The organism is Nocardia neocaledoniensis, assembly GCF_003182135.1.
Taxonomy (GTDB): domain Bacteria; phylum Actinomycetota; class Actinomycetes; order Mycobacteriales; family Mycobacteriaceae; genus Nocardia; species Nocardia neocaledoniensis.
Genome location: NZ_QGTL01000001.1, coordinates 204,227 through 230,090 on the forward strand (window position 1 = coordinate 204,227; position 25,864 = coordinate 230,090).

A 25,864-nucleotide genomic window follows, 5' to 3' on the forward strand; every position below is an offset into this window, starting at 1 on the left:
CGTGCTGTATCGCGCCTTCATGCGACTCGTCGACCGGCTGCCGCTGCCCTCACTGCGGGTGCAGTTGCTCATCGCCGCCGCCGTCGTCCTCACCCAGGCCGGCATCTCGGTGACCGGCGCCATCGTGCGCGTCACCGCCTCGGGCCTCGGCTGCCCCACCTGGCCGCAATGCTTCCCCGGCAGCTTCACCCCCGTGGGGGTGTCGGAGGTGCCGGTCCTGCATCAGGCCGTCGAGTTCGGCAACAGGCTGCTCACCTTCGTCGTCTCGCTGTTCGCCGGGCTGATCGTGCTGGCCGTGCTGCGGGCGCGCCGGCGCAAGGACGTGCGGGTCTACGCGTGGCTGATGCCGGGCGGCACCGTCGTGCAGGCCGTCATCGGCGGCATCACCGTGCGCACCGGCCTGCTGTGGTGGACCGTCGCGGTGCACCTGCTCGCGTCGATGGTGATGGTGTGGCTGGCCGTGGTGCTCTACGCCAAGATCGCCCAGCCCGACGACGGCATCGAGACGGTGCAGGTGCCCGCTCCCCTGCGCTGGCTGACGGCGCTGAGCGGCGTCGCGCTGGCGGGCGTGCTGATCGCGGGCACGCTGGTCACCGCGGCCGGACCGCACGCGGGCGACAAGAGCATCGAGCGCCAGGTCGAGCGGCTGCAGGTCGAGATCGTCACGCTGGTGCACCTGCACTCGCAGCTGCTCGTCGGCTATCTGGCGCTGCTGATCGGGCTCGCGTTCGGCCTGTTCGCGGTCGGGATCACTCCGGCGATCCGCACGCGGCTGTTCGTGCTGCTCGGGTTGGTGCTGTCGCAGTCGCTGGTGGGTGTCGTCCAGTACTTCACCGATGTGCCCGCCGCGCTCGTCGCCATCCACGTCGGTGGCGCGGCGGCGTGCACGGCGGCCACGGCCGCGCTGTGGGCTTCGCTGCGGACAAGGGAGAAGGTCGAGGCGCCCGCGGGCGTCACCGCGCCCGCGGTGTCCTGACCCGAAACACACGACTGCCCGCGATCACTGAGATCGCGGGCAGTTGTCGTTCGGTGCCGCGCTCAGGCGCCGGCGAACAGGTCCGCGTTGCGGGCCTTCGGGAAACGGGTCTGCTTGGCGACCCAGCCCGCCATCTTCTTCCAGTGCGACGCGGTCGGGGTGACCACGGAGACCAGCTCGCGGTTCCACTCGTCGGCCTCGGTGAGCCCGTCGACCTTCTCCACGATCGCCTTCGCGGTCGCCAGATCCGCGACCACCCGGTCTCCCAGGATGCCGTCGGCGCCGACCAGCGTGATCCGGACGCCCTGCTCACCGATGTACTGCAGCACGGCCGTACCCGAACCACCGTGCTCGGCGACGAACTTGACGATGGACTTCTCGACCTCGGCAGGCACCTTCACGGCGGCGGGGGCGGCGGCGGTTGCACTCATGCCGGGGAGTTTACCGGCCGGTAGTCGCGCGTCCACCCCCGAGTGGCGTCGAACACGGGGTGTACAAAGGGGACTCATGCATGCGATTCAGGTTTCCGAGCACGGTGGTCCCGAGGTTCTGCGGTACGTGGAGGTGGCCGATCCGCCGATCGGGCCGGGTCAGCTGCTGGTCGACACCCAGGCCGTCGGCGTCAACTACATCGACATCTACTTCCGCACCGGCCTGTATCCGCAGCAGACGCCCTATGTTCCCGGTTCGGAGGGCACCGGCGTCGTCGCGGAGGTCGGCGCCGAGGTGACCGAGTTCGCCGTCGGCGACCGGGTCGCGTGGGCGGCGGCGCCGGGCAGCTACGCCGACCGGGTCGCCGTCGACGCTGCGGTGGCCGTGAAGGTGCCCGAAGGCGTGGACACGACCGTCGCGGCGGCCGCGCTGCTGCAGGGCATGACCGCGCACTACCTCGTCGAATCGGTGTTCCGGCCCGAGCCGGGCGACCCGGTGCTGATCCACGCGGGCGCGGGCGGTGTCGGCCTGCTGCTGACGCAGATGGCCGCCGCCAAGGGCGCGCGGGTGATCACCACGGTCTCCACCGACGACAAGGAGAAGCTCTCGCGCGCGGCGGGCGCGTCCGAGGTGCTGCGTTACGGCGACGACCTCGCCGACCGGGTCCGCGCGCTCACCGGTGGGACCGGCGTCGCCGCGGTCTACGACGGCGTCGGCGCGAGCACGTTCGAGGCCAGCCTCGCCTCGCTGCGCGTCCGCGGCACCCTCGCCCTGTTCGGCGCGGCCAGCGGCGCCGTCCCCCCGTTCGACCCGCAGCGCCTCAACCCTGCCGGTTCGCTCTGGCTGACCCGTCCCTCGCTGGGCGCCTACACGCGGGACCGCGCCGAATTCCTGTGGCGCGCCACCGATGTCTTCGACGGCATCGCTACGGGCACCCTGAACCTGCGCGTCGGCGCCACCTACCCGCTCGCCGACGCGGCCCAGGCGCACCGCGATCTCGCCGCGCGCAAGACCACCGGCTCGATCGTCCTGCTGCCGTAGCCCCGAACACGACAGCGGCCGGGCGTTCACCGCCCGGCCGCTGTCGTTGCGCGAGGATTCAGAGGCCGACGAGGCTGCCCAGGGTCGTCCAGCCGAGCACCGAGTCGACAGCGAGGCCACAGAAGACCACGGCCAGGTAGTTGTTCGACTGCAGGAACAGGCGCAGCGGCTTCACGGATTCGCCGCGGCGCACGCCGGCGTAGAGCTGGTGGGCCATCAGCAGGAACCAGGCGCCGGCGACCAGGGCGACGGCCGCGTAGATGACGCCGGTCGCGGGGACCAGCGCCAGGGTCGCGAGCACGGTCAGCCAGGTGTAGATGACGATCTGCTTGGTGACGACCTGCTCGGTGGCGACCACCGGCAGCATCGGCACGCCCGCCGCGCGGTAGTCCTCCTTGTAGCGCATGGCCAGCGCCCAGGTGTGCGGCGGCGTCCAGAAGAAGATCACCAGGAACAACACGATCGCGGGCCAGCCGATGGTGCCGGTGACGGCCGACCAGCCCACGAGGGCGGGCATGCAGCCCGCGGCGCCGCCCCACACCACGTTCTGCGAGGTCCGCCGCTTGAGGCCCTTGGTGTAGACGAAGACGTAGAACAGGATCGTCGCGACCACCAGCACACCGCTGAGCAGATTGGCCTGCCACCACAGCCAGCCGAACGAGATCGCGCCGAGCGCCACGCCGAAGACGAGCGCGTGCCTGGTCGGCACCGCGTCGCGGGCCAGCGGCCGCCGCGCGGTCCGCTTCATCACCTTGTCGATGTCGGCGTCGGCGACGCAGTTGAGGGTGTTGGCGCTGGCCGCGCCCATCCAGCCACCGAACAGGGTGACCAGGATCAGCCGGATGTCGACGGTGCCGCGATCGGCCAGCAGCATCGTCGGGATGGTGGCGACGAGCAGCAGCTCGATGACCCGGGGCTTGGTGAGCGCGATGTAGGCCAGCGGCTTGCGCACGATCTTGGCGACGAGGCCGTCGCCGGTGATCCGGTCGGCCAGCGCCGTCGAGGAAGTGTGCGCACCGCTACTACCCGGCTGGGGATCGATCCGCACTGTTTCTCCTCGCACGCTGTGCTTCGCATCCGGCATTGGAACCAGCAGCGCGCGGCTGCGGCGCGGCCACTACTACAGACGATGGTAGACCCACGCCGGTGCCGCTCCACGCCAGGCCCCCGCCACCGTGGGCCCCGTCACGGCGCCCTCGAGGCCGCCCACGGCGGTGAACCCGCGCCGACGCGCAGGTGAACGGTGACGTCGGCGAGCCATCGCCCGACGCGCCGGGCGATGCCACCGACACCGCGAACGGTGTCGCCGCTCCACTCTAGACTCACAACCAGGGTTCGCGCCGGTCCCGTGGAGCTCCACCACTAGGGTAGGGGTGTACATCGGTACGCACCCAGGCCGCGTGCGGTCCGTACGACATCCACATCGCCGCTGCCATGTATCGCCGTCGACGAAACCTAGGTCAGGAGAACCACGGTCGTGTCAGTCACAGACGACATTCGCGCCCTCACTCAGCGGAACTACCCCAGCGACTGGACGGACCTCGACACCAAGGCCGTCGACACCGCCCGTGTCCTGGCCGCGGACGCGGTGCAGAAGGCGGGCAACGGGCACCCCGGCACCGCGATGAGCCTCGCGCCGGTCGCCTACACCCTCTTCCAGCGCACCATGCGCCACGATCCCGCGGAGCCGCGCTGGGTCGGCCGCGACCGGTTCGTGCTGTCCTGTGGGCATTCCAGCCTCACTCTCTACGTCCAGCTCTACCTGGCCGGTTTCGGCCTGGAGCTCACCGATCTCGAGCAGCTGCGCCAGTGGGACTCGCTGACCCCGGGCCACCCCGAGTTCCGGCACACCGACGGCGTCGAGATCACCACCGGCCCGCTCGGCCAGGGTCTGGCCTCCGCGGTCGGCATGGCCATGGCGGCCCGCCGTGAGCGCGGCCTCTACGATCCGGACGCCCCCGCGGGCACCAGCCCGTTCGACCACTTCATCTACACCATCGCCTCCGACGGCGACCTGCAGGAGGGCGTCACCGCCGAGGCCTCCTCGATCGCGGGCACCCAGCAGCTGGGCAACCTCGTGGTGATCTACGACGACAACGAGATCTCCATCGAGGACGACACCGACATCGCCTTCACCGAGGACGTCGCCAAGCGCTACGAGGCCTACGGCTGGCACGTGCAGGTCGTCGAGGGCGGCGAGGACGTCGTCGCGATCGAGGCCGCGATCGAGGCCGCCAAGGCCGAGACCGCCAAGCCCTCGATCATCATCCTGCGCACCATCATCGGCTTCCCCGCGCCGAACAAGATGAACACCGGCGGCGTGCACGGCGCGGCGCTGGGCGCCGACGAGGTCGCCGCCGTGAAGAAGGCGCTCGGCTTCGATCCCGAGAAGTCCTTCGACGTCGACCCGGCCGTCATCGAGCACACCCGCAAGGCCCTCGCCCGCGGCGCCGAGGCGAAGGCGAAGTGGCAGACCGACTTCGACGCCTGGGCCACGGCCAACCCGTCGAACAAGGCGCTGTTCGACCGCCTGCAGACCCGCTCGCTGCCGCAGGGCTGGACCGAATCGCTGCCCACCTTCGAGACCGACCCGAAGGGCATGGCCACCCGCAAGGCCTCCGGCAAGTTCCTGGCCGCCGTCGCCGACGCGCTGCCCGAGCTGTGGGGCGGCTCGGCCGACCTGGCCGAGTCCAACAACACCACGATGCCCAGCCAGCCGAGCTTCGGCCCCGAGTCGATCTCCACCGGCATGTGGAAGGCGCAGCCCTACGGCCGCACCCTGCACTTCGGCATCCGTGAGCACGCGATGGGCTCGATCCTCAACGGCATCGCGCTGCACGGCCCGACCCGCCCCTACGGCGGCACCTTCCTGGTGTTCTCCGACTACATGCGCCCGGCCGTGCGCCTGGCCGCGCTGATGCGGGTGCCCGCCATCTACGTCTGGACCCACGACTCGATCGGCCTGGGCGAGGACGGCCCCACCCACCAGCCGATCGAGCACCTGGCCGCGCTGCGCGCGATCCCCGGCCTCAACGTCGTGCGCCCCGGCGACGCGAACGAGACCGTGCACGCCTGGCGCACCGTCCTCGAGCGCGACTCCGACGAGCACACCTCGCACTTCTCGGTGCACGAGGCCCCGCACCAGGACGGCCCGTCCGCGCTGGCGCTGACCCGCCAGGACGTCCCGACCCTCGAGGGCACCAGCTACGAGGGCGTGAAGAGGGGCGGCTACGTGCTGGCCGAGGCCTCCACCGGCACCCCGCAGGTGATCCTCATCGGCACCGGTTCCGAGCTCCAGCTCGCGGTGGCCGCGCGCACTACCCTGGAGGAGCAGGGCATCCCGACCCGCGTGGTCTCGATGCCGTGCGTGGAATGGTTCGACGCGCAGGAGCAGGGCTACCGCGACGAGGTGCTGCCGCCGTCGGTGCGCGCCAGGGTCGTCGTCGAGGCCGGTATCGCGATGCCGTGGCACCGATTCGTCGGTGACGCCGGCGAGGTCGTCGGTATCGAGCACTTCGGCGCCTCCGCCAACTTCAAGAAGCTGTACTCCGAGTTCGGTATCACCGCCGATGCCGTCGTCGCCGCCGCGCTGCGTTCGACCGACAAGGTGAAGGGGTAAAACCAATGGCACAGAACGAGAATCTCGCCGCGCTCTCGGCCGCGGGCGTCTCGGTGTGGCTCGACGACCTGTCCCGTGATCGGATCAAGTCCGGCAATCTCGCCGACCTGGTCGCGACCAGGAGCGTCGTCGGTGTCACCACGAACCCGAGCATCTTCCAGGCCGCGCTGAGCAAGGGCCACGACTACGACGGCCAGCTGAAAGAGCTCGCCGGGCAGGGCGCCGACGCCGACGCGGCGATCCGCACCATGACCACCGACGACGTGCGCGCCGCCTGCGACGTGCTCGCCCCGGTGTTCGAGGCCACCGACGGCGTCGACGGCCGCGTGTCGATCGAGGTCGACCCGCGCTACGCCTTCGACGCCGACAAGACGGTCGCCCAGGCGATCGAGCTGTGGAAGATCGTCGACCGCAAGAACCTGTTCATCAAGATCCCGGCCACCGAGGCGGGCCTGCCCGCCATCACCGCGGTGATCGGCGAGGGCATCAGCGTCAACGTGACGCTGATCTTCTCGGTGCCGCGCTACCGCGCGGTGATGGGCGCCTACCTCGACGGTCTGCGCAACGCCAAGATCGGCGGCCACGACCTGGCCAAGATCCACTCGGTCGCGTCGTTCTTCGTCTCCCGCGTGGACACCGAGATCGACAAGCGCCTCGACGCCATCGGCACCCCGGAGGCGCTGGCGCTGCGCGGCAAGGCCGGCGTGGCCAACGCCCGCCTCGCCTACGCCGAGTACCAGGACGTGTTCGACGGTGGGGCGCACACCTCCACCTACAACCACCTGGCCTCCCAGGGCGCCAACCGGCAGCGGCCGCTGTGGGCCTCGACCGGCGTGAAGAACCCGGACTACCCGGACACCCTCTACGTCACCGAGCTGGTCGGCCCGAACACGGTCAACACCCTGCCGGAGAAGACCCTGGAGGCCTTCGCCGACCACGGTGAGGTCCGCGGCGACACCCTCGGCGGCCAGGCCGTCGAGGCCGCCCAGGTCTTCGCCGACCTGGAAGCGGTCGGCGTCGACCTGGCCGACGTGTTCGACCTGCTCGAGCGCGAGGGCGTCGACAAGTTCGAGTCCGCGTGGAACGAACTGCTCGAGGCCACCACCGCCGAACTGACCGCGGCGGCGGGGGGCAACTGACCCGATGGCCGGCACAGCATCGACGGATCAGGCGGCGGGGCTGTGGCACAACCCGCTGCGCGACGAACGAGACAAACGGGTCCCCTTCATCGCGGGCCCGTGCTGCTTGGTGATCTTCGGTGTCACCGGAGATCTGTCCCGCAAGAAGCTGATGCCGGCCATCTACGACCTGGCGAACCAGGGGCTGTTGCCCCCTGGTTTCGCCCTGGTCGGTTTCGCCCGGCGCGACTACGCCGATGAGGACTTCGCCGCCGTCGTCCTCGACGCGGTGAAACAGCACGCCCGCACGCCCTTCCGCCAGGAGGTCTGGGACAACCTGGCCGAGGGGCTGCGGTTCGTGCAGGGCAGTTTCGACGACGACGTCGCGTTCGCGACCCTCGCCGACACCCTGCGCACGCTCGACGAGACTCGCGGCACCGGCGGCAATTACGCCTTCTACCTGTCGATTCCGCCGAACATGTTCCCCGTGGTGCTCGATCAGCTCTCCGAGCACCACCTCGCCCAGCCCACCGGCGTCGACGCCGACGGCTACCTGCCGTGGCGGCGGGTGGTGATCGAGAAGCCCTTCGGCCACGATCTGGAGAGCGCGAAGGAACTCAACGCGCTGGTGAACCGCGTGTTCCCGGAGGAGCAGGTCTTCCGCATCGATCACTATCTCGGCAAGGAGACGGTGCAGAACATCCTCGCGCTGCGCTTCGCCAACGAACTGTTCGAGCCGATCTGGAACGCGAACTACGTCGACAGCGTGCAGATCACGATGGCCGAGGACATCGGATTGGGCGGGCGCGCGGGGTATTACGACGGGATCGGCGCCGCCCGCGACGTCATCCAGAACCATCTGCTGCAGCTGCTGGCGCTGACCGCGATGGAGGAACCCACCTCCTTCGAGCCCCAGCAGCTGACCACCGAGAAGATCAAGGCGCTCTCGGCCACCAAGCTCGTCGAACCGCTGGACGAGACCACCGCGCGCGGCCAGTACACCGAGGGCTGGCAGGGCAGCGAACACGTGGTCGGCCTGCACGAGGAGGAGGGCTTCGACCCGCAGTCGCGGACCGAGACCTTCGCCGCGATCACCGTGCACGTGGAGAACCGCCGCTGGGCGGGGGTGCCGTTCTATCTGCGGACCGGAAAACGCCTGGGCCGCAGGGTCACCGAGATCGCGGTGGTCTTCAAGCGCGCGCCGCACCTGCCCTTCGACCAGACGATGACCGAGGAGCTCGGCCAGAACGCGCTGGTCATCCGCGTGCAGCCGGACGAGGGCATCACCCTGCGCTTCGGTTCCAAGGTGCCGGGCTCCGGCATGGAAGTGCGCGACGTGAACATGGACTTCAGCTACGGCGAGGCGTTCACCGAGTCCTCCCCCGAGGCCTACGAGCGGCTCATCCTGGACGTGCTGCTCGGCGTGCCGTCACTGTTCCCGGTGAACGCCGAGGTCGAATTGTCCTGGCGCATCCTCGATCCCGTGCTCACGCACTGGGCCGCCGAGGGCAAGCCCGAACCCTACGAGGCCGGGACCTGGGGTCCCGCCTCGGCCGAGGAGATGCTCGCGCGCAGCGGGCGGGAATGGCGGCGCCCGTGATCGTCGACATGCCGGACACGAACACGGTCGAGGTCGGCAAGCGGATGGTGCAGCTGCGCGAGACCAACGGCGTCATCACCCAGGGCCGGGTGCTCACGCTGGTGGTGTGCACGCTGGACTCGTCGGAGGCCGAGGACGCGATCGACGCCGCCAACGACGCCAGCCGCGAGCACCCCTGCCGGGTGATCGTGCTGGCCCGCGGCGACCGCGACGCCGAGGCCCGCCTCGACGCGCAGATCCGGGTCGGCGGTGACGCGGGCGCGGCCGAGGTGATCGTGCTGCGGCTGCAGGGTCCGCTGGTGAACCACGAGAGCAGTGTGGTCACGCCGTTCCTGCTGCCCGACACCCCGGTGGTGGCGTGGTGGCCGCGGGGCGCGCCGGAGTTCCCGTCCCTGGACTCGGTGGGCAAGCTGGCCAAGCGCCGGATCACCGACGCCACCTTCGCGCCCGACCCGCAGGCCGCCATCAAGAAGCGCCGCCACTCCTACGCGGCAGGCGACACCGACCTGGCGTGGAGCCGCATCACCTACTGGCGGGCGCTGCTGGCCGCGGCGCTGGACGAACCGCCGTTCGAGCCGGTCACCTCGGTGACCGTGTCCGGACTGGCCAGCGAACCGGCGCTGGACACGCTGGCCGGCTGGCTGGCCTCGCGCCTGGACTGTCCCGTCCGCCGCCGGACGGGTGAGCTGCGGGTGGAGGTGCACCGCGGCACGGATTCGATCGCGATCAGCAGACCGCAACTGGGCAGAACCGCAACGCTGACCCGCACCGGTGAACCCGACCAGCGAATCGCGCTGGCGCGCCGGGAAACTCGCGATTGCCTCGCCGAGGAACTGCGCCGGCTCGACGCCGACGAGATCTACGCCGAGGCGCTCGCCGGAATCGAGAAGGTGACCTATGAGTGACCACATCGACGTGCACGACGAGCTCGGCGCCGAATTCCCCGCCGACACGATCGAGGTCCACGACGACGCCGACCTGCTCGCCGACGCCGCGGCCGAGCGCTTCGTCGACGTGATCGTCGCCGCCCAGGCCGAACGCGGCACCGCCTCGGTGGCGCTGACCGGCGGCAGCGACGGCATCCGGCTGCTCGAGCGCGTCCGGGCGAACCCGGGCGCCATCGACTGGTCGACGCTCTACGTCTACTGGGGCGACGAACGGTTCGTCCCCGACGGCGACGCCGACCGCAACGAGCTGCAGGCCAGGCAGGCGCTGCTGGACCATGTGCCGCTCGATCCGGCGCACGTGTTCCCGATCGCCGCGTCCGACGGCACCTACGGGTCGCCGGAGGCCGCGGCCGCCGCCTACGCCCAGCTCGTGCACACCGAGCTCGACGAGCGCGGCGAGTTCGACCTGACCGTTCTCGGCATGGGACCGGAGGGGCACATGAATTCGCTGTTCCCGCACTCCCCCGCCGTCCGCGAGCAGACCGATTACGTGGTGGCCGTGCACGATTGCCCGAAGCCGCCGCCGACCAGGGTGAGCCTGACCCTGCCCGCGGTGCATCGGTCCCGGCACGTGATGCTGGTGGTGAGCGGCGAGGGCAAAGCGGCCGCCGTGGCCGCCGCCGTCAACGGCGCCTCCCCCGACGACGTTCCCGCGGCGGGCGCGGTCGGCATCGAGTCGACCACCTGGGTCATCGACGAGGCCGCGGCCTCCGACCTCCTGCTCGACGAGGAGTAGGCGACCGCTCGCGAGGGGCCCGGAACGTGGGCCCCTCGCGGGGCGCCCCGCGGCCGATCGATATCGTCGAGTTCAGTCGACCGGCCGAAGGGTGAACACAGCATGATCCAGTCCGAGACGGTGACCGTTCCGGAGCACATCCACGGCTATCCGCAGGTGGCATTCGGCGGCTACGTGGCCGGGATGCTGGCCCGCCGTTCCGGTGCGGGCACCGTCCGGGTGGACTTCCGCCGCGCGGTTCCGGTCGGCACCCCGATCACGCTGTCGGTCACCGAACCGGGCCACGTGGCGCTGACCGATACCGACGGCACCGTCCTTGCCCGCTCCGCCCCGGACGGGTCGAGCCCCACCGCGCCGCCACCGCCCTCGTGGTCGGCGGCGAAGCGGGCGGTCGAGGCCGCGCTGGCGAGCCGGCAGCGGCCTGTCACCGACTGCTACGGCTGCGGAGTGGAGTGCGCGCCCGGCCACGGCCTTCGCCTGTTCCCCTGGCCGGTGCCGGATCGTCCGGTCGTCGCCGCGGCCTGGACGCCGGATCAGGGTCTCGCCGACGACAAGGGCGAACTACCGCCGGAGATCGTCTGGTCCGCCCTCGACTGCCCCGGTGGCATCGCCGCCTGGGTGTTCCAGGACATGGCCCGCGGCGCGGTGACCGCGGCCCTCACCGCCACCACCTACCAACCGGTCCTGGCCGGTGCCGAATACCTCTCGCACGCCTGGGCGATCCGCAGCGAGGGCCGCAAATTCACGGTGGGCGTCGCTCTTTCGACCCGCGAGGGCGAACTCTGCGCTGCCGCCGAGGCACTCTGGGTGGTGCCGCGGGAGGTTGCCGAGGCACCGGTGTAAGGCCTCACCGGCGGCCGCGCGGACCGGTCGGCCCTGCCTGTCGACGGCTGCGGCTGCCTCCCCCTGGGCATCGGCCGCCGGACACCGGCGTCCTCGGCCGACACGAATCCGCGCGACAGGCCGATCGCGCACGGGCGCCGCGGCGGCAGGGCCCGTGCGATCAGCCGCCGGACACGGGGGCCGTCGCGAGGTGCCAGAACTCGGCGTATCGGCCGTCCGCGGCGAGCAGTTCGTCGTGCGTGCCTTGTTCCGCGATCCGCCCACCGTCGAGGAAGACGACATGATCGACCGTGCGGACGGTGTTGAGCCGGTGTGCGACCATCACGACGGTGCGGCCACGCATCAGCCGTTCGATGCCCGCGTGCACGGCGGCCTCGTTGGCCGGGTCGAGCGCCGAGGTGATCTCGTCGAGCAGCACGATCGGAGCGTCCTTCAGCAACGCGCGGGCGATCGAAACCCGTTGGCGCTCACCGCCGGAGAGCAGCGCGCCGCCCTCACCGACCGCGGCCGACCAGCCGCCGGGCAGTCGCTCGATCACCTCGTCGAGCCGCGCCGCGGTCGCCGCGGCGCGCACCTCGGCGGTGCTCGCGTCGGGGCGGCCGAGGCGGATGTTGTCCTCGATCGTGCCGTCGAACAGGTAGACGTCCTGGAACACGATCGCCACCCGCGCCATCAGCGTCGCCGTGTCGATGTCGCGGACGTCGACGCCACCGTGCCGCACCGCGCCCGCGTGCACGTCGTGGAACCGGGCGAGCAGGTGCAGCAGCGTGCTCTTACCCGCGCCGGACGGGCCGACGATCGCGTAGCGGGCGCCCTGCGGCACGGTCAGCGTGAGTCCGTCGAGCACCGTGCGGTCCTCGTGCCGGAAGGTGACGGCGTCGAAGGCCAGGTCGTGGCGGTCGGGGTGGATCGGGTCGGCGGGTTCGGGCAGCGGCGCGGTGCGCAGCAGGTCGTCGAGGCGGTCCAGCTGAGAGCGGGCGCTGCGGATCTTGCCGCCGAGATCGGCCAGCGACAGCAGCGGTTCGGCGCACCGCGCGGCCAGCACCAGCATCGCCAGCACCTCCGCGACGCCGATGCGGCCCCCGAGCGCGAGGTACACGCCGAGCGCGAGCAGGACGGTGAACATCGCCTGCACGACGAGCGTGAGCCCGACCATGCCGGGCAGCGCCGATCGCACCGAGCGGTGGGTCGAGCGCTGGATGCCGCGCAGCGCGTCGTCGAGCAGGTCGAAGCGCTCCGCGGCCCGACCGCCCGCCCGCAACACGGGCTGGGCCTGCAGGTATTCGATGACGCGGCCGGTGGCCCGCTGATCACGGTCGTGGCGTTCGGCGTCGGCGGCGGCCATCGCGCGCCCCGACCAGGCCTGGATCGCCGCGACGAGCGGGACGGCGAGCAGCGCGGCCACTACGAGCCGCCAGTCGTAGACGGCCATGACGACCACGATGGTCAGCGGGGTCAGCGTAGCGGTGACGAACGGCGCCAGCAGGTGCGCGATCACCCCCATGGCCTCGAGGACGCCGCGGCTGGCGAGCGCCGACACCTCACCGACCCGCTCCGGCCCGTACCACCCGATCGGCAGCCGGGCCAGATGGTCGCCGAGCCGGTGATAGGTCCCGCGCAGCAGCGTGGTTCCGGCGCGGAACCCGGCCAGATCGGCGAGATAGCGCAGTGCCGCGTAGAGGGCGACGCCGGCGCCGAAGGCGACCAGCCAGGGCCAGGCGCGGGCCGGCTCGCCGCCGAACAGTTCCCGGAGCACGGGTACCAGAAGGAGATAGGACAGTCCTTCCACCACCGCGGCGACGCTCATCAGCACCACGGCGCGGCGGACCGGACCGGCGTACTGATGGCCGAGCACGCGGAGCAACGTGCGGATCATGACAACTCGCTTCCTCGATGGGTCTGCCAGAACTCGGCGAACGGGCCACCCGCTGCCGTGAGCTGAGCGGGTGCGCCGCGCTCGACGATCACTCCGCCGTCGAGCAGGACGACGGTGTCGGCGTCGGCGATGGTCTCGTGTCGATGGGCGATGATCAGCACGGTGCGATCGCCCCGCCCGCTCGCCACGGCACGGCGCAGGGCCTGTTCGGTGCGCGGGTCCGCGAAGGCGGTGGCCTCGTCGAGCACCAGGACGGGGGTGTCGGCGAGCAGGGCGCGGGCGAGCGCGAGGCGTTGCGCCTCACCACCGGACAGCCCGGCCTGCTCGCCGAGCACGGTGTCGTAGCCGTGCGGCAGCTCCAGGATCCGGTCGTGGATCTCCGCCCGCCGTGCCGCCTCGATCACCTGTGCCCGGTCGGCGTGCGGCACCGCGAGCGCGATGTTGTCGGCCACCGTGGCCCGCAGCAGCCGGACGTCCTGGAACACGAACGAGACCGACCGGTAGAGCCGCTGACCGCCGATCTCGCGCAGATCGACACCACCAAGGAGCACCGCGCCGTCGGTCGGGTCGAAGAACCGCAGAAGCAGTTGGGCGAGCGTGGATTTCCCGCTGCCGGAGGGCCCGACCAGCGCGGTCACGGTGCCCGGCTCGAGCACCAGGTCGATGCCACGCAGCACCTCGTGGGCGGGGTCGTAGCCGAACCGCACCTCGCGCAGCTCCACCCGGTGCCCGCGCGGCGGGACCGGCCGGGCGGGTTCGGGCAGCGGCGCGACGGCGAGCACGTCGCGGATCCGCCCGACCGCGCGGCCTGCCGCCTGCAGATCGTCGAAGCCGTGTCCGAGGGCCGCGACCGGCGCCGTGAGGCCGAGGCCGAGCAGCAGGAACGGCAGCAGATCGGCGGGTGCCAGCCCGCCCCGGGTGATCAGGGCGGTCCCGCCGATCAGCACGATCAGCAACACGAACGGCGGCGAGAGCGCCAGCTGCATCCCCGCGGCGATCGGCGCGAGGCCGCGCACCCAGCGCAGGAAGGTGTCCGCGAATTCGTCGGCGGCCGTGCGGAATCGGCGGTGGGCGCGGTCGCCGCCGCCGAAGGCCTTGACCACCGCGATGCCCTGCACGAACTCCACCACCGAATCGGCGATGCGGCCCATCGCGGCGTCGAACTCGCGCTGTTCGCGTTCCCTGGCGGGCAGCATCAGCAGCGGCACGTGCGCCACCGCGAGCACCACCGGGACCAGCGTGATCAGCGTGAGCCGCCAGTCGACGGTGAGCAGATAGACCAGCGAGACCAGCGGCACCACGAACGCCGAGACCAGCTCGCCGGGCGCGTGCGCGAAGAACGGATGCACCGCGCTCACGTCGTCGCCGACCACCTTGGCCAGTTCGCCGGTCCGGCGCCGGGAGAACCAGCCGATCGGCACGCGCCCCAGGTGCGCGGCCAGCCTGCGCCGGAACGACAGCTGCACCCGGCTGTCGAGCACATGGCCGAGGCCGGAGGAGGCGGCGGTGAACACGAGCCGCACGAGCAGCCCGAGCGCGCCGATCGCCACGGCCGCCCACACCCGGTCCGCGTCGACCGGCCCCGGCGACAGCAGCAGCCGGCCCACCTCGACCACCGCGAGCAGCGGCGCCAACCCCGCGACCGCGCCGATGACCTGCAGGACCACCACGGTCACGAAGCCGGGGGCATGCGGGCGCACGAGTGTCGCGAGTCCCCCGGTGTCCGGCGGCGCGGACGGCACCGCCTGCTCGGCACGTTCGATTGTCGTCATCGCACACCCCAGTTCAGAAAGTCACTGTCTGTAGCGAGTGACTCTACGATTCTCGTTTCAGACAGTCAATGTCTAGAGAGAGTTACTTCCTGATAACCTGCTCGCATGACCGGACTTCGCGAACGGTGGCGGCTCAAGGCCATGCACACCGTCCAGGAACGCGCTCTCGACCTGTTCGACGAGAAGGGCTTCGCCGCGGTGACCATCGACGAGATCGCGGCCGCCGCCGAGGTCTCCCCGTCGACGGTCTACCGGCTCTTCGGCACCAAGGAGGGCATCATCGTGGCCGACGAGTTCGACAATCTGAGCGATGCCGACCTCGAACGTGTCGTCGACGCGCGCGACCCCGTCGGCAGCCTGCTCGCCTCGGTCCGCGAGTACGAATCCGCGCCGGCCGCATCGGCTTCCGACGCGGCCGATCCGAGCCCGTGGCGACGTAGTCTGCGCTACCACTTCACCGAGCCCTCGGTGCGCCGCGCCGCCTACGCCTCGGCGGACCGGACGAGCCAGCGGCTCACTCCGGTACTCGCCGCGACCGGCCGATTCACCGAGGCGCAGGCCCGGGTCGCCACCAACGCGCTGATCTTCGGCTATCTCGCCGCGCTCGAGCAGTGGTTCCTCGACGGCGAGGACCGCTCCGTCGCCGAGTACGTCGAGGACGGCCTGCGCCCGCTGCGTGCCCTCTGGCCGACCGATGCCCCCGCGCGCTGACCGCTCAACGCGGGACCCGCGCCCGTTCTGCCAGGCGGTCCACGAGATGGGTGCGGATCTCCGCGCGCGCCGGCCGCGCCGCGGGGACCAGGCCCGGCATGCTCAGGAAGGCGTGCGTCGCCTCGGCGTGGCGGGTCAGCGTCACCGCCACGTTCGCCGCGCGCAGGCGGGCGGCGTAGGCGGGCGAGTGGTCCTCGAGGGTGTCGAGCCCGGCGGAGACGATCAGCGCGGGCGCGACCCCGGCGAGGTCGGGGTGGTACAGCGGCGAGATCGACGCCGGGTCGAACGACGGTGGCAGCGCGATCCGCTGCGCGGCACGGCAATTGGCGGGCGTCGCGGTCGGGGCGTCGGCGTTCTCGCCGAACGACGGGTACTCGAAGGTGGCGTCGGTCCAGTCCAGCTGCGGGTTGATCAACACCTGGGTGCGCACCGCGCGACCCTGTGCCACGGCGTGGATCGCGGTGAGCGCCGCGAGGGTGGCGCCCGCGCTCGAGCCGAGCAGCGCGACCCGGTGCGGATCGATCCCCCACTGGTCGGCCCGGTCGACGAGGTGGGCGAACGCGTCGTAGGCGTCGTGCACCGGCGCGGGGACCGGATGTTCGGGCGCCAGCCGGTAGTCCACCGACACGACCACGGCGCCACAGCGCGCGGCCAGGTGGCTGAGCAGCCAGTCGTCCTGGACGGGCGTCCCGACGATCAGCCCGCCGCCGTGGAAGGCGAGGACCAACGGCAGCACGCCCTCGGCGCGGCGCGGCCGGTGGACGCGCACGTCGACCGCGCGCCCCGGCAGCTCGAGGGTCCGCGTCGAGATCAGCGCGCCCCGATCGGTCCTGCCGCGCACCACGGCGCCGAGTGGCGAGCGCAGCACCTTCGCCTGCGCCGCACGCAGTTCCACGAGATCGGCCGGGGTGATCGTGTCCCAGTCGGGTTCGGGACGGAGTGCGGCCAGAATCCGCATTCGCCGGGGAATGGTGCCTCGCATGACGGGTCCTCCTGATGGATCGGTGTAGCGCAACGGTGCCAGCTGGGCCCGGCGGCGCGCTTTCGGAAACGTGCGGTCTCGCGCGGTCGCCGCTGGTCTGGATCCGTCCCGGCCATGCCGGCTATCTCGGGCGCGAGCTGGGCGTCGATCCGCATTCGACCTCGGTGGCGGTGCTGAGCGTGGGGCTGACCGGGCCGTTCGTCCTCGAGACCGCCACGCACGGGGAGATCCGGACCCGCAGCGCGCTCGCTCCCGCGCGGGCGGTGCACCGGGTGAACTCGCGCGACGACCCGATCCTGCTGATGTTCGTCGATGTCGTCGACTCGCCCGCGGCCGCGATCGCCGCCGAGATGACCAGCGCCGTCGGGCCTTTCGGGCTCGGGCACCGCCGCGAACGCGAGCTGATCGAGCTGTGCGCCGGCCCCGAGGTCGACCCGGACGCGATCTTCGGCCTGCTCGTCGCCGGCCGGACGCGGCCGGTCGATCCGCGGATCGACGCGGTGGCCGCGGCGATCCGCCTGCACCCTCGGCACACGTTCCGGGCCGAGCTGGTCGCCGCCCGGCTCGACCTGTCGACCTCGCATTTCCTGCGCCTGTTCGCCCAGCAGTGCGGGACGACCTTCCGCCGGTATCAGCAGTGGGCGAGAATGATCCACGCCCTGCGCGGCATGGCCGAGGGCCACGACCTCACCCGCTGCGCCGTCGACGCCGGCTTCGCCACGCCGTCCCATTTCAGCGAGACGGTCCATCGGATGTTCGGCGCCCCGGTCAGCCGGCTGCTGCGCCACGACGTCCGTTTCGACGTCAGCCCGCCCGGCTGAGCGCCGATTACCCCGGGCAGCGCCCGCCGAGCGCCTAGCATCGGGATGCTGAACGAATCGACGGCGGGCGAGGAGTGGGTGCGATGGTGCGGAGTTCGCTCGACATGGACACGGCCTTCCGGACCGCGCTGACCGGGCTCGCGGTCTACGCCCGCTCCGACGCCACGCCCGCCCTCACCGCCGCCGACGCGCTCGACCTGTTCGAATCCCAGGCCACCAGCAGGCATCTCGACCTGGCGGCGCGACGGCTCGGCGCGGCGGGCAAGGGCTACTACAGCATCGGCTCGGCCGGGCACGAGGGCAATGCCGCGGTGGCCGCCGCGCTGCGGGTCGACGACCCGGCGCTGCTGCACTACCGATCCGGGGCGTTCTTCGTGCAGCGCTGCCGGCGGATTCCCGGCCTCGATCCCATCCGAGCCGTGCTGCTCGGCGTGGTCGCGGCGACGGCCGATCCGATCTCCGGCGGCAGGCACAAGGTGTTCGGCAGCAAGGCCGCCTCGATCATTCCGCAGACCTCGACCATCGCCTCCCAGCTACCGCGCGCGGTCGGGCTGGCGTTCGCGCTGGATCGCGCGGCGCGCCACGGGATTCGGTGCCCGTGGCCCGCCGACGCGGTGGTGGTGTGCAGTTTCGGTGACGCCTCGGCCAACCATTCCACCGCGACCGGTGCGATCAACGCCGCGGTCCACGCGGCCGCGCAGGGCGTGCCGATGCCGATCGTGTTCGTCTGCGAGGACAACGGTCTCGGTATCAGCGTCCCCACTCCCCCGGACTGGATCGAGAGCGCCTACGGCCCCCGTCCCGGACTGACCTATCTGGCCGCCGACGGCTGCGACCTGCCCGACGCGCTCGGCGCCGCCGAAGACGCCGTCCAGCTGGCCCGCACCTGGCGGACCCCGGTGTTCCTGCACCTGCGCACGGTGCGCCTCGGCGGGCACGCGGGCTCCGATGTCGAGGCGGCCTATCGTGGTCCCGCAGAACTGGCCGCCGACCTGGCCCGGGATCCCTTGCTCGGCACGGCCCGCTATCTGCACACCACGGGTCTGGCCGAGGCACCGGAACTGCTCGACCGCTACGACCGTATCGGCGCCGAGGTACGCGCGGTGGCCGAGGAGGTCGTGCGCGAACCGCGCCTCGACTCCGCGGCGGCGGTGGTCGCCCCGCTCGCCCCCGCGCGGCCGGAGGTGGTGCGCGCGGACGTACTGCGGTCAGGCGCGTCGACCGAAACCGCCGGACCGGACGGGCGGCGCGCTGGATCGCAGGTGATCGAGGACAAGGCCGCCGGAGTCGCGGCGCCCCCACCCGCGATGACACTCGCGCAGGCGATCAACCACACCCTCGGTGAGCTGCTGGCCAGAGATCCTGACGTCCTGGTCTTCGGCGAGGACGTCGGCCGCAAAGGCGGGGTCTACGGCGTGACCAAGGGACTGCGGAAGCGTTTCGGCGCGCGCCGGGTGTTCGACACGCTGCTCGACGAGCAGGCCGTCCTCGGCACCGCGCTGGGTACCGGACTGGCCGGCTTCGTGCCGATCCCCGAGATCCAGTACCTCGCCTACGTGCACAACGCGGCCGACCAGATCCGTGGCGAGGCGGCGACCTTGTCGTTCTTCTCGAACGGGCAGTACCGCAATCCGATGGTGGTGCGCATCGCCGGACTCGCCTACCAGAAGGGTTTCGGCGGCCACTTCCACAACGACGATTCGCTGGCGGCGCTGCGCGACATTCCCGGTCTCGTGCTGGCGGTGCCCGCGCGCGCCGACGATGCCGCGGCCATGCTGCGCACGTGTGTCTCCGCGGCCAGGGTGGACGGGCGGGTGTGCCTGTTCGTCGAGCCGATCGCGCTGTACCACACCAGGGATCTGCGTCCCGGGGACGAATCCTGGCTCGCCGCACCGGCTTCCGAGCACGTCCCGATCGGCAGCGCGCGCGTCTACGGCGAGGGCGCCGACCTCACGATCGTCACCTTCGGCAACGGCGTGCCCATGTCGCTACGGACGGCGGACCGCTTGGCCGCGCAGGGCGTCCACGCCAGGGTGCTCGATCTGCGCTGGCTCAACCCGCTACCGGTCGAGGATCTGCTCCAGCACGCGGAAGCGACCGGCCGCGTGCTCGTCGCCGACGAGACCCGGCGCGGCGGTGGCGTCTCCGAATCGGTGTACGCGGCGCTGATCGACGCGGGGTATCGGGGTGCACTCGCGCGCGTCACCAGCGCGGACAGCTTCATCCCGCTCGGACCGGCCGCGGACACCGTCCTGCTGGGCGAGGCCGACATCGAGGCGGCCGCGCTGCGCGTGACACAGCCTGGCTGACAACGAAGGAACGCCCCACCGGCGCGGACCGGCGGGGCGCAGGCGCACGAACTCAGGCGAACTTGATCTCCAGGCCGATGCCGAGGATCGAGATCAGCCAGACGAGGCCGACGAAGATGGTGACCCGGTCGAGGTTCTTCTCGACGACGGTGGAGCCGGACAGGCTCGACTGCACGCCGCCACCGAACAGGCTGGACAAGCCGCCACCCTTGGCGCGGTGCAGCAGCACCAGCAGCACCAACAGCACGCTGGTGATCACAAGGAGGATATCGAGGAACAGCGACATGGCGTCCATCCTATGGGGTCGACGCCGGATGGGTCTAACCAGGCTCGACCGCCACCAGGTGGGACACCGTCTCCGGTCCCGCCGACCAGTGCGCGACGGTCTGCTCGATCTCCCGGTCGCGCGCGGTCAGCCGCACCTGGTGCTGGTGCATGTGTTCGGCCCAGGACCGCACGACGAACGCCTCGACGAACCGGTCGAGGATGCCGACGTCACGGTAGAGCCGCCATTCCATCGCGCCTGTCCGCTGCCTGGACCGCCCGACCAGGGCCATCGCCTCGGTGAACGCGGCGACGTCGGCGGGCGGCACATCGTAGCCGCGCATCACCAGCACCGGCCCGTCCATGGGATCCGGCTCGACCACGAGCTGCGGTTCGGGCCAGAACGCCGCCGGGGACAGGTCGATGTCCTCCACGTTGTGCCAGATCGGCCACCAGAGCGTGCTCACCGCGCAGCAGGCCAGCAGCACGGCGGCGATCAGCAGCGCCGCCACCGCGCCGTACGCGCCGGCGACCAGACCCCACAGCAGCGAACCGATGGCCTGCCCGCCCATGAACACCAGCATGTACACCGACAGCCCACGTGCGCGCACCCACGCGGGCAACAGCAACTGCATCGTCGAGTTCAGGGTCGACATGGCCAGCAGCCACGCCAGACCCGCGCCGACCAGCAGCACCAGCACGATCGGCACGCTCGGCACCAGCGCCGTCGCCACCGCGCCGAGCCCGAACAGCACCGCGGCCAGGGCCAGGCGCTGGGTCGGGGTGAACAGCACCCGCAGCCGGGACAGGCCCAGCGCCCCGCACACCGCGCCCAACCCGAGCGCGCCGAGCAGCAGACCGTAGCCGTCGGAGGCCAGCCCGAGCCGGTCGTGTGCGATCACCGGCAGCAGCGACCACACCGCGCTCGCGGGCGCGATGAACAGGATCGCGCGGAACAGCACCCGCCGGATCGCGGGCGCGGCGCGAATGAACCGGGTGCCAGCCTGCAGCGCGGCGAGCGGGCGCTCGGTGGGCAGGGTGCGCGGCCGGGTCGGCCACTTCGACACCACCAGCACCGCGACGATCCCGACGAACGACAGCGTGTTGAAGGCGAACACCACGGTCGGTCCGGCGATCGAGACGATCACACCCGCCACCGCCGGCCCGACCGCCCTGCCGATGTTGACGCTCATGCTGCCCAGCGCCGCGGCGGAGGTGATCTGGTCGCGGGGCACCAGTTCCGGCTGGATCGCCTGCCACGCGGGCGCCGTGAGCGCCTGCCCGCAGCCGAGCAGGAACAGCAGGGTCAACAGGACCGCGGGGGTCGTGTGGCCGGTGGCGGTGAACACCGTGAGAGTCAGCGAGGCCAGTGCCATGCCGGACTGCGCGCCCAGGAGCAGTCTGCGCCGGTCGACCAGGTCGGCCAGCACGCCCGACGGGATCGACAGCAACATGACGGGCAAGGCCAGCGCGGTCTGCACGAACGACACCAGCGCCGCCGCGTTCGGCGCGTCGACCAGGATCCACTGGGCGCCGACCGTCTGCATCCACGTGCCCAGATTCGACACCAGCTGCGCGATCCACAGCGCCCGGAACACCGGCGACCGCAACGGCGCCCACGTCGACACCGGTCCCGTCGCCACGCTCGTCACCCGCCGAGCATATCCCCGGCGATCGGGTCGCGACGCCACGCGAGACCGCGCGCACCACGACCGGGCACGACGCCGGTCGCACTACGATGGCCCCATGTCGGCATCCCCGCTCCGCCTCGCCGCGCTCTGTGTGCTCGCCGTCGCCGCGGCCACGGCCTGCTCCTCGTCCGATTCCGGCAACGAGCCGGCGGACACCGCGACCCCGATGGGCCACACCTACATCTCCACCGAGGTGATCGGCGGCGCCATCCCCGGCGGCGGTCCGATGACGCTCACCTTCGCCGACGGCCGCGTCTCGGCCAACTCCGGCTGCAACACCAGCAGCGGCACCGTCGATCTGAGCAACCATGTCCTGCATCCCACCTCGCCGATGGCGGGCACCCTGATGGCCTGCGCGGGCGATCGCGGCAACGCCGACGCCTGGCAGACCGCGTTCCTCGAATCCGGTCCCGCCTGGCGGCTCGAGGGCGACACCCTCACCCTCACCGGCGAGACCGTCACCGTCCACCTCACCGACAAGAAGATCGTCACCCCCGACAAGCCGCTGCTCGGGACCACCTGGATCGTCACCACCCTGCTCACCCCGCAGGGCCAGGTCCGGTCGACCACTCTCGACGAGGTGCGGCCGAACCTCACCATCGGCGAGGGCGGCACCGTCAACGGGCTGGCGGGCTGCAACCGGATGTCGGGCACCGCGGGGGTGGGCCCCGGCGACGCGGTGGCCTTCGCCGTGGGCACCACCAAGATGATGTGCGGTCCGGACGTGATGGAGGTCGAGAACGACGTGCTGCGCGCCCTGGACGGCAAGACCACCGCCACCGTCGACGCCGACACCCTCACGATCCGCAACGAGAACGGCTACGGCCTCGTCCTGCACGCCCAGTGACCGCGAAAGGCCGGAAACCGCTGGGGTTTCCGGCCTTTCGACAGGGTGTTCAGCTCCCGATCAGGGCAGCGGGCCACCCGCGGCGATCGCCGACAGGGTGGCGAACTCCTCCGCCTTGAGCGAGGCACCGCCGACCAGGGCGCCGTCGATGTCGGGCTGACCGACCAGCTCGCCGACGTTCTTGGCGTTGACCGAGCCGCCGTAGAGCACGCGCACGGTCGCGGCGACCTCGGGCGAGGCCAGCTCGGCCAGCTCGGCCCGGATCGCGCCGCAGACTTCCTGCGCGTCGGCCGCCGAGGCGACCTTGCCGGTGCCGATGGCCCAGACCGGCTCGTAGGCGATGACGACCTGCGCGATCTGCTCGGCCGTCAGGCCCTTCAGCGAACCACGCAGCTGCTCGAGGTTGTACTCGACGTGCGTGCCCGCCTCGCGGACCCCGAGACCCTCACCGATGCAGACGATCGGGGTGATCTCGTTCTTCAGCGCCTGCTTGGCCTTGGCCAGCACGATCGCGTCGTCCTCGTTGTGGTACTGACGACGCTCCGAGTGCCCCACCACCGCGAAGGTGCAGCCCAGCTTGGCCAGCATCGAGCCGCTGACCTCGCCGGTGTAGGCGCCCGAGTCGTGCACCGACACGTCCTGCGCACCGTAGGTGAGCAGCAGCTTGTCGCCCTCCACCACCGACTGCACGCTGCGCAGATCGGTGAACGGCGGGATCACCGACACGTCGACCTTCGCGAAGTACTTCTCCGGCAGCGCGTAGGCCACCTTCTGCACCAGCGCGATGGCCTCGAGGTGGTTGAGGTTCATCTTCCAGTTGCCCGCGATGAGCGGCTTGCGTGCTGCCATCGCTCAGCCCTCCAGCACCGAAATACCGGGCAGCTCTTTGCCTTCCAGGTATTCCAGGGACGCGCCACCACCGGTGGAGATGTGCGAGAAGCCGTCGTCGGGCAGACCGAGCGTGCGCACGGCAGCGGCCGAGTCACCGCCGCCGACCACGGTGAACGCGCCCTTGCCGGTCGCGGTCACGATGGCCTCGGCCACCCCGCGGGTGCCCGCGGCGAAGTTCTCGAATTCGAACACGCCCATCGGGCCGTTCCAGAACACCGTCTTCGCCTCGGTCAGCAGCGCGGCGAACCGCGACACCGACTCGGGGCCGATGTCCAGACCCATCCAGCCGTCGGGGATCTCCGTCGACGCGACCGTCTTCGATTCCGCGTCGGCGGCGAACTTGTCGGCGGCGACGATGTCGACCGGCAGGTGCAGCACGTCGCCGAAGCGCTCGAGCAGCCCCTTGCAGGTGTCGATCATCTCTTCCTGGAGCAGCGAGGTGCCCACCGAAAGGCCCTGTGCGGCAAGGAAGGTGAAGCACATGCCGCCGCCGATCACCAGGGTGTCGACCTTGGGGGCCAGCGCCTCGATCACGGCCAGCTTGTCCGAGACCTTGGAGCCGCCGAGCACCACCGCGTACGGGCGGGCCGGGTCCTCGGTGAGCTTGCGCAGGACGTCGACCTCGGCGGCGACCAGGGTGCCCGCGTAGTGCGGCAGCAGCTGGGCGACATCGTAGACCGAGGCCTGCTTGCGGTGCACCACACCGAAACCGTCGGAGACGAACGCACCGTCGTCGCCGACCAGTTCCACGTAGGCCGCCGCCAGCTTCGCCCGCTCGGCGTCGTCCTTGCTGGTCTCGCGCGCGTCGAAGCGCACGTTCTCCAGCAACAGCACGTCACCGTCGGTCAGGCCCTCCGAGCGCGAGAGCGCGTCGTAGCCGACCACGTCGCCGGCCAGCTGGACGTTGCGGCCCAGCAGTTCGGCCAGCTTCGCGGCCACCGGGGCCAGCGAGAACTTGGCGTCGGGCTCGCCCTTGGGGCGGCCGAGGTGCGCCATCACGACGACCTTGGCGCCCGCTTCGACCAGCGCCTGGATCGTCGGCACCGAGGCGATGATGCGGCCCGGGTCGGTGATCTGGCCGTTGTCGTCGAGGGGGACGTTCAGGTCGGAGCGCACGAGTACGCCCCGACCCTCGACACCCTCGGCCAGGAGATCCTGGAGTGTCTTGACCGTCATCGCGTCAGAGCGACTTGCCGACGAGATCGACCAGGTTCGCGAGGCGGTTGGAGTAACCCCACTCGTTGTCGTACCAGGACACGACCTTGACCTCGTTGCCGATGACCTTGGTCAGCGGGGCGTCGTAGATCGAGGAGTGCGGGTCGGTGACGATGTCGCTCGACACGATCGGGTCCTCGTTGTACTTCAGGATGCCCTTCATCGGACCCTCGGCGGCGGCCTTCATCGCGGCGTTGATCTCGTCGATGGTGGCGGCCTTGGTCAGGGTCGCGGTCAGGTCGGTGACCGAGCCCGTCGGGACCGGAACGCGCAGCGCGTAGCCGTCGAGCTTGCCCTGCAGCTCGGGCAGCACCAGGCCGATGGCCTTGGCGGCGCCGGTGCCGGTGGGCACGATGTTCAGGGCCGCGGCGCGGGCACGACGCAGGTCCTTGTGCGGCGCGTCCTGCAGGTTCTGGTCCTGGGTGTACGCGTGGATGGTGGTCATCAGACCTTGCTCGATGCCGAAGGAGTCGTGCAGGACCTTCGCGATCGGGCCGAGGCAGTTCGTGGTGCACGAGGCGTTGGAGATGATGTTCTGGGTGCCGTCGTACTTGTCATCGTTGACGCCCATGACGATGGTGATGTCGTCGCCGGTGGCGGGCGCGGAGATGATGACCTTCTTGGCGCCGGCCGACAGGTGGCCCTTGGCCTTCTCGGCGGCGGTGAAGATACCGGTGGACTCGACGACCACGTCGACGCCCAGGTCGGCCCACGGCAGCGCCGAGGGGCCCTCCTTGATCGCGAGCGCCTTGATCCGCTGCTCGCCGACCACGATGGTGTCACCGTCGACCGACACGTCCTGCGGCAGACGACCCAGGATGGAGTCGTACTTCAGCAGGGTGGCGAGGGTGTTGATGTCGGTGAGGTCGTTGACCGCGACGATCTCGATATCGGTCTTGCCGACAGCCTTCAGCGCCTCCACCGCACGGAAGAAGTTACGTCCGATACGACCGAAGCCGTTGATACCTACCCGGACAGTCACGTTATCGCTCCTCAGCTTTCAAGCGGATTCATTCCGACGGTAACCACAGTAGTAGTCGACCCAACCCCACCGACACCCACCTGCGGTTTGTGAGTCCCTGGCCCCTGACCTCCAGGAACGCCCAGAGTAAAGGGCAGAGCGGTCATGCATGACCGCTCTGCCCAAAACGTCGGATTCCCCACACGTTCGCC

22 protein-coding genes are annotated in these 25,864 nt (G+C 71.0%); 12 read left to right on the forward strand and 10 right to left on the reverse strand.

Annotated elements, in window-relative coordinates:
• Position 1: 1 nt before the first annotated feature.
• Positions 2–976: a COX15/CtaA family protein gene (locus DFR69_RS00965; RefSeq protein ID WP_110035491.1), complete on the forward strand. Its 975-nt coding sequence runs from the start codon at positions 2–4 to the stop codon at positions 974–976.
• A 62-nt stretch (positions 977–1,038) separates the two neighbouring features.
• On the opposite strand, the gene DFR69_RS00970 is transcribed toward DFR69_RS00965, so the two are convergent.
• On the reverse strand, positions 1,039–1,407 hold the full coding sequence (locus tag DFR69_RS00970; protein WP_110035492.1) for a hypothetical protein: 369 nt from the start codon (positions 1,405–1,407) through the stop codon (positions 1,039–1,041).
• Between the two features lie 76 nt (positions 1,408–1,483).
• Between DFR69_RS00970 and DFR69_RS00975 the strand changes: the two genes are divergently transcribed.
• The gene (locus DFR69_RS00975; protein WP_110035493.1) at positions 1,484–2,449 is read left to right on the forward strand and encodes a quinone oxidoreductase family protein; all 966 of its coding nucleotides are present in this window, start codon (positions 1,484–1,486) and stop codon (positions 2,447–2,449) included.
• 58 nt (positions 2,450–2,507) lie between these two features.
• On the opposite strand, the gene DFR69_RS00980 is transcribed toward DFR69_RS00975, so the two are convergent.
• Positions 2,508–3,497 (reverse strand): heme o synthase, encoded by a 990-nt coding sequence (locus DFR69_RS00980; protein ID WP_110035494.1) that lies wholly within the window; start codon positions 3,495–3,497, stop codon positions 2,508–2,510.
• 429 nt (positions 3,498–3,926) lie between these two features.
• Between DFR69_RS00980 and tkt the strand changes: the two genes are divergently transcribed.
• From tkt to DFR69_RS01010, 6 genes are all read left to right on the forward strand, one after another.
• Positions 3,927–6,068, forward strand: a complete 2,142-nt coding sequence (tkt, locus tag DFR69_RS00985) for a transketolase (RefSeq protein WP_110035495.1) — start codon at positions 3,927–3,929, stop codon at positions 6,066–6,068.
• Between the two features lie 5 nt (positions 6,069–6,073).
• Positions 6,074–7,207, forward strand: a complete 1,134-nt coding sequence (tal, locus tag DFR69_RS00990; protein ID WP_110035496.1) for a transaldolase — start codon at positions 6,074–6,076, stop codon at positions 7,205–7,207.
• A gap of 4 nt (positions 7,208–7,211) precedes the next feature.
• A complete protein-coding gene (zwf, locus tag DFR69_RS00995; RefSeq protein ID WP_110035497.1) occupies positions 7,212–8,786 on the forward strand; it encodes a glucose-6-phosphate dehydrogenase in 1,575 nt (524 codons plus the stop codon).
• Positions 8,783–9,691 carry a glucose-6-phosphate dehydrogenase assembly protein OpcA gene (opcA, locus tag DFR69_RS01000; protein ID WP_186817348.1) on the forward strand — a complete coding sequence of 303 codons (909 nt, stop codon included), beginning with the start codon at positions 8,783–8,785 and terminating at the stop codon, positions 9,689–9,691. Before zwf ends, opcA begins: the two co-directional genes overlap by 4 nt.
• Positions 9,684–10,469, forward strand: a complete 786-nt coding sequence (gene pgl, locus DFR69_RS01005) for a 6-phosphogluconolactonase (protein WP_186817347.1) — start codon at positions 9,684–9,686, stop codon at positions 10,467–10,469. The genes opcA and pgl overlap by 8 nt, the downstream gene beginning before the upstream one ends.
• A gap of 102 nt (positions 10,470–10,571) precedes the next feature.
• Positions 10,572–11,312, forward strand: coding sequence for a hypothetical protein (locus DFR69_RS01010; protein ID WP_110035499.1), 741 nt, complete (start codon positions 10,572–10,574; stop codon positions 11,310–11,312).
• A gap of 160 nt (positions 11,313–11,472) precedes the next feature.
• Here DFR69_RS01010 and DFR69_RS01015 read toward each other — a convergent pair whose 3' ends face one another.
• Both DFR69_RS01015 and DFR69_RS01020 read right to left on the reverse strand, forming a co-directional pair.
• Complete coding sequence (locus DFR69_RS01015) at positions 11,473–13,188, reverse strand: ABC transporter ATP-binding protein (protein WP_110035500.1); 1,716 nt, start codon at positions 13,186–13,188, stop codon at positions 11,473–11,475.
• Positions 13,185–14,960, reverse strand: coding sequence for an ABC transporter ATP-binding protein (locus DFR69_RS01020; protein ID WP_110035501.1), 1,776 nt, complete (start codon positions 14,958–14,960; stop codon positions 13,185–13,187). Before DFR69_RS01020 ends, DFR69_RS01015 begins: the two co-directional genes overlap by 4 nt.
• Before the next feature lie 105 nt (positions 14,961–15,065).
• Between DFR69_RS01020 and DFR69_RS01025 the strand changes: the two genes are divergently transcribed.
• Positions 15,066–15,671, forward strand: coding sequence for a TetR/AcrR family transcriptional regulator (locus tag DFR69_RS01025; protein ID WP_110035502.1), 606 nt, complete (start codon positions 15,066–15,068; stop codon positions 15,669–15,671).
• 4 nt (positions 15,672–15,675) lie between these two features.
• Here DFR69_RS01025 and DFR69_RS01030 read toward each other — a convergent pair whose 3' ends face one another.
• Positions 15,676–16,653: an alpha/beta hydrolase gene (locus tag DFR69_RS01030; RefSeq protein WP_208643882.1), complete on the reverse strand. Its 978-nt coding sequence runs from the start codon at positions 16,651–16,653 to the stop codon at positions 15,676–15,678.
• 35 nt (positions 16,654–16,688) lie between these two features.
• Between DFR69_RS01030 and DFR69_RS01035 the strand changes: the two genes are divergently transcribed.
• Positions 16,689–17,474 carry an AraC family transcriptional regulator gene (locus DFR69_RS01035; RefSeq protein ID WP_167456120.1) on the forward strand — a complete coding sequence of 262 codons (786 nt, stop codon included), beginning with the start codon at positions 16,689–16,691 and terminating at the stop codon, positions 17,472–17,474.
• Positions 17,475–17,557: 83 nt separating this feature from the next.
• Positions 17,558–19,783: a thiamine pyrophosphate-dependent enzyme gene (locus tag DFR69_RS01040; protein WP_244198020.1), complete on the forward strand. Its 2,226-nt coding sequence runs from the start codon at positions 17,558–17,560 to the stop codon at positions 19,781–19,783.
• Positions 19,784–19,835: 52 nt separating this feature from the next.
• On the opposite strand, the gene secG is transcribed toward DFR69_RS01040, so the two are convergent.
• Together secG and DFR69_RS01050 are read right to left on the reverse strand one after the other, a co-directional pair.
• Entirely contained in the window at positions 19,836–20,069 is a 234-nt protein-coding gene (secG, locus tag DFR69_RS01045; RefSeq protein ID WP_110036060.1) for a preprotein translocase subunit SecG, read from the reverse strand.
• 34 nt (positions 20,070–20,103) lie between these two features.
• The gene (locus tag DFR69_RS01050) at positions 20,104–21,690 is read right to left on the reverse strand and encodes an MFS transporter (protein WP_373867017.1); all 1,587 of its coding nucleotides are present in this window, start codon (positions 21,688–21,690) and stop codon (positions 20,104–20,106) included.
• 103 nt (positions 21,691–21,793) lie between these two features.
• Here DFR69_RS01050 and DFR69_RS01055 point away from each other — a divergent pair, with 103 nt between their 5' ends.
• Positions 21,794–22,585 (forward strand): META domain-containing protein, encoded by a 792-nt coding sequence (locus tag DFR69_RS01055; protein ID WP_110035505.1) that lies wholly within the window; start codon positions 21,794–21,796, stop codon positions 22,583–22,585.
• 60 nt (positions 22,586–22,645) lie between these two features.
• Here the strand turns inward: DFR69_RS01055 and tpiA are convergent, their stop codons facing one another.
• The 3 genes from tpiA to gap are packed head-to-tail and all read right to left on the reverse strand — an operon-like array spanning position 22,646 to position 25,673.
• On the reverse strand, positions 22,646–23,434 hold the full coding sequence (gene tpiA, locus DFR69_RS34935; RefSeq protein ID WP_110035506.1) for a triose-phosphate isomerase: 789 nt from the start codon (positions 23,432–23,434) through the stop codon (positions 22,646–22,648).
• A 3-nt stretch (positions 23,435–23,437) separates the two neighbouring features.
• On the reverse strand, positions 23,438–24,652 hold the full coding sequence (locus DFR69_RS34940; RefSeq protein ID WP_110035507.1) for a phosphoglycerate kinase: 1,215 nt from the start codon (positions 24,650–24,652) through the stop codon (positions 23,438–23,440).
• A gap of 4 nt (positions 24,653–24,656) precedes the next feature.
• Positions 24,657–25,673 carry a type I glyceraldehyde-3-phosphate dehydrogenase gene (gap, locus tag DFR69_RS01070; RefSeq protein ID WP_110035508.1) on the reverse strand — a complete coding sequence of 339 codons (1,017 nt, stop codon included), beginning with the start codon at positions 25,671–25,673 and terminating at the stop codon, positions 24,657–24,659.
• Between the last annotated feature and the right edge of the window lie 191 nt (positions 25,674–25,864).

What these genes read in the sequence shown, in the direction of transcription:
- DFR69_RS00970 (WP_110035492.1), bottom strand. Translation starts at nt 1,407, where the DNA reads ATGAGTGCAACCGCCGCCGCCCCCGCCGCCGTGAAGGTGCCTGCCGAG.
- DFR69_RS00975 (WP_110035493.1), top strand. Translation starts at nt 1,484, where the DNA reads ATGCATGCGATTCAGGTTTCCGAGCACGGTGGTCCCGAGGTTCTGCGG.
- tal (WP_110035496.1), top strand. Translation starts at nt 6,074, where the DNA reads ATGGCACAGAACGAGAATCTCGCCGCGCTCTCGGCCGCGGGCGTCTCG.
- zwf (WP_110035497.1), top strand. Translation starts at nt 7,212, where the DNA reads ATGGCCGGCACAGCATCGACGGATCAGGCGGCGGGGCTGTGGCACAAC.
- pgl (WP_186817347.1), top strand. Translation starts at nt 9,684, where the DNA reads ATGAGTGACCACATCGACGTGCACGACGAGCTCGGCGCCGAATTCCCC.
- DFR69_RS01010 (WP_110035499.1), top strand. Translation starts at nt 10,572, where the DNA reads ATGATCCAGTCCGAGACGGTGACCGTTCCGGAGCACATCCACGGCTAT.
- DFR69_RS01015 (WP_110035500.1), bottom strand. Translation starts at nt 13,188, where the DNA reads ATGATCCGCACGTTGCTCCGCGTGCTCGGCCATCAGTACGCCGGTCCG.
- DFR69_RS01020 (WP_110035501.1), bottom strand. Translation starts at nt 14,960, where the DNA reads ATGACGACAATCGAACGTGCCGAGCAGGCGGTGCCGTCCGCGCCGCCG.
- DFR69_RS01025 (WP_110035502.1), top strand. Translation starts at nt 15,066, where the DNA reads ATGACCGGACTTCGCGAACGGTGGCGGCTCAAGGCCATGCACACCGTC.
- DFR69_RS01030 (WP_208643882.1), bottom strand. Translation starts at nt 16,653, where the DNA reads ATGCGAGGCACCATTCCCCGGCGAATGCGGATTCTGGCCGCACTCCGT.
- DFR69_RS01040 (WP_244198020.1), top strand. Translation starts at nt 17,558, where the DNA reads ATGGTGCGGAGTTCGCTCGACATGGACACGGCCTTCCGGACCGCGCTG.
- secG (WP_110036060.1), bottom strand. Translation starts at nt 20,069, where the DNA reads ATGTCGCTGTTCCTCGATATCCTCCTTGTGATCACCAGCGTGCTGTTG.
- DFR69_RS01055 (WP_110035505.1), top strand. Translation starts at nt 21,794, where the DNA reads ATGTCGGCATCCCCGCTCCGCCTCGCCGCGCTCTGTGTGCTCGCCGTC.
- tpiA (WP_110035506.1), bottom strand. Translation starts at nt 23,434, where the DNA reads ATGGCAGCACGCAAGCCGCTCATCGCGGGCAACTGGAAGATGAACCTC.
- DFR69_RS34940 (WP_110035507.1), bottom strand. Translation starts at nt 24,652, where the DNA reads ATGACGGTCAAGACACTCCAGGATCTCCTGGCCGAGGGTGTCGAGGGT.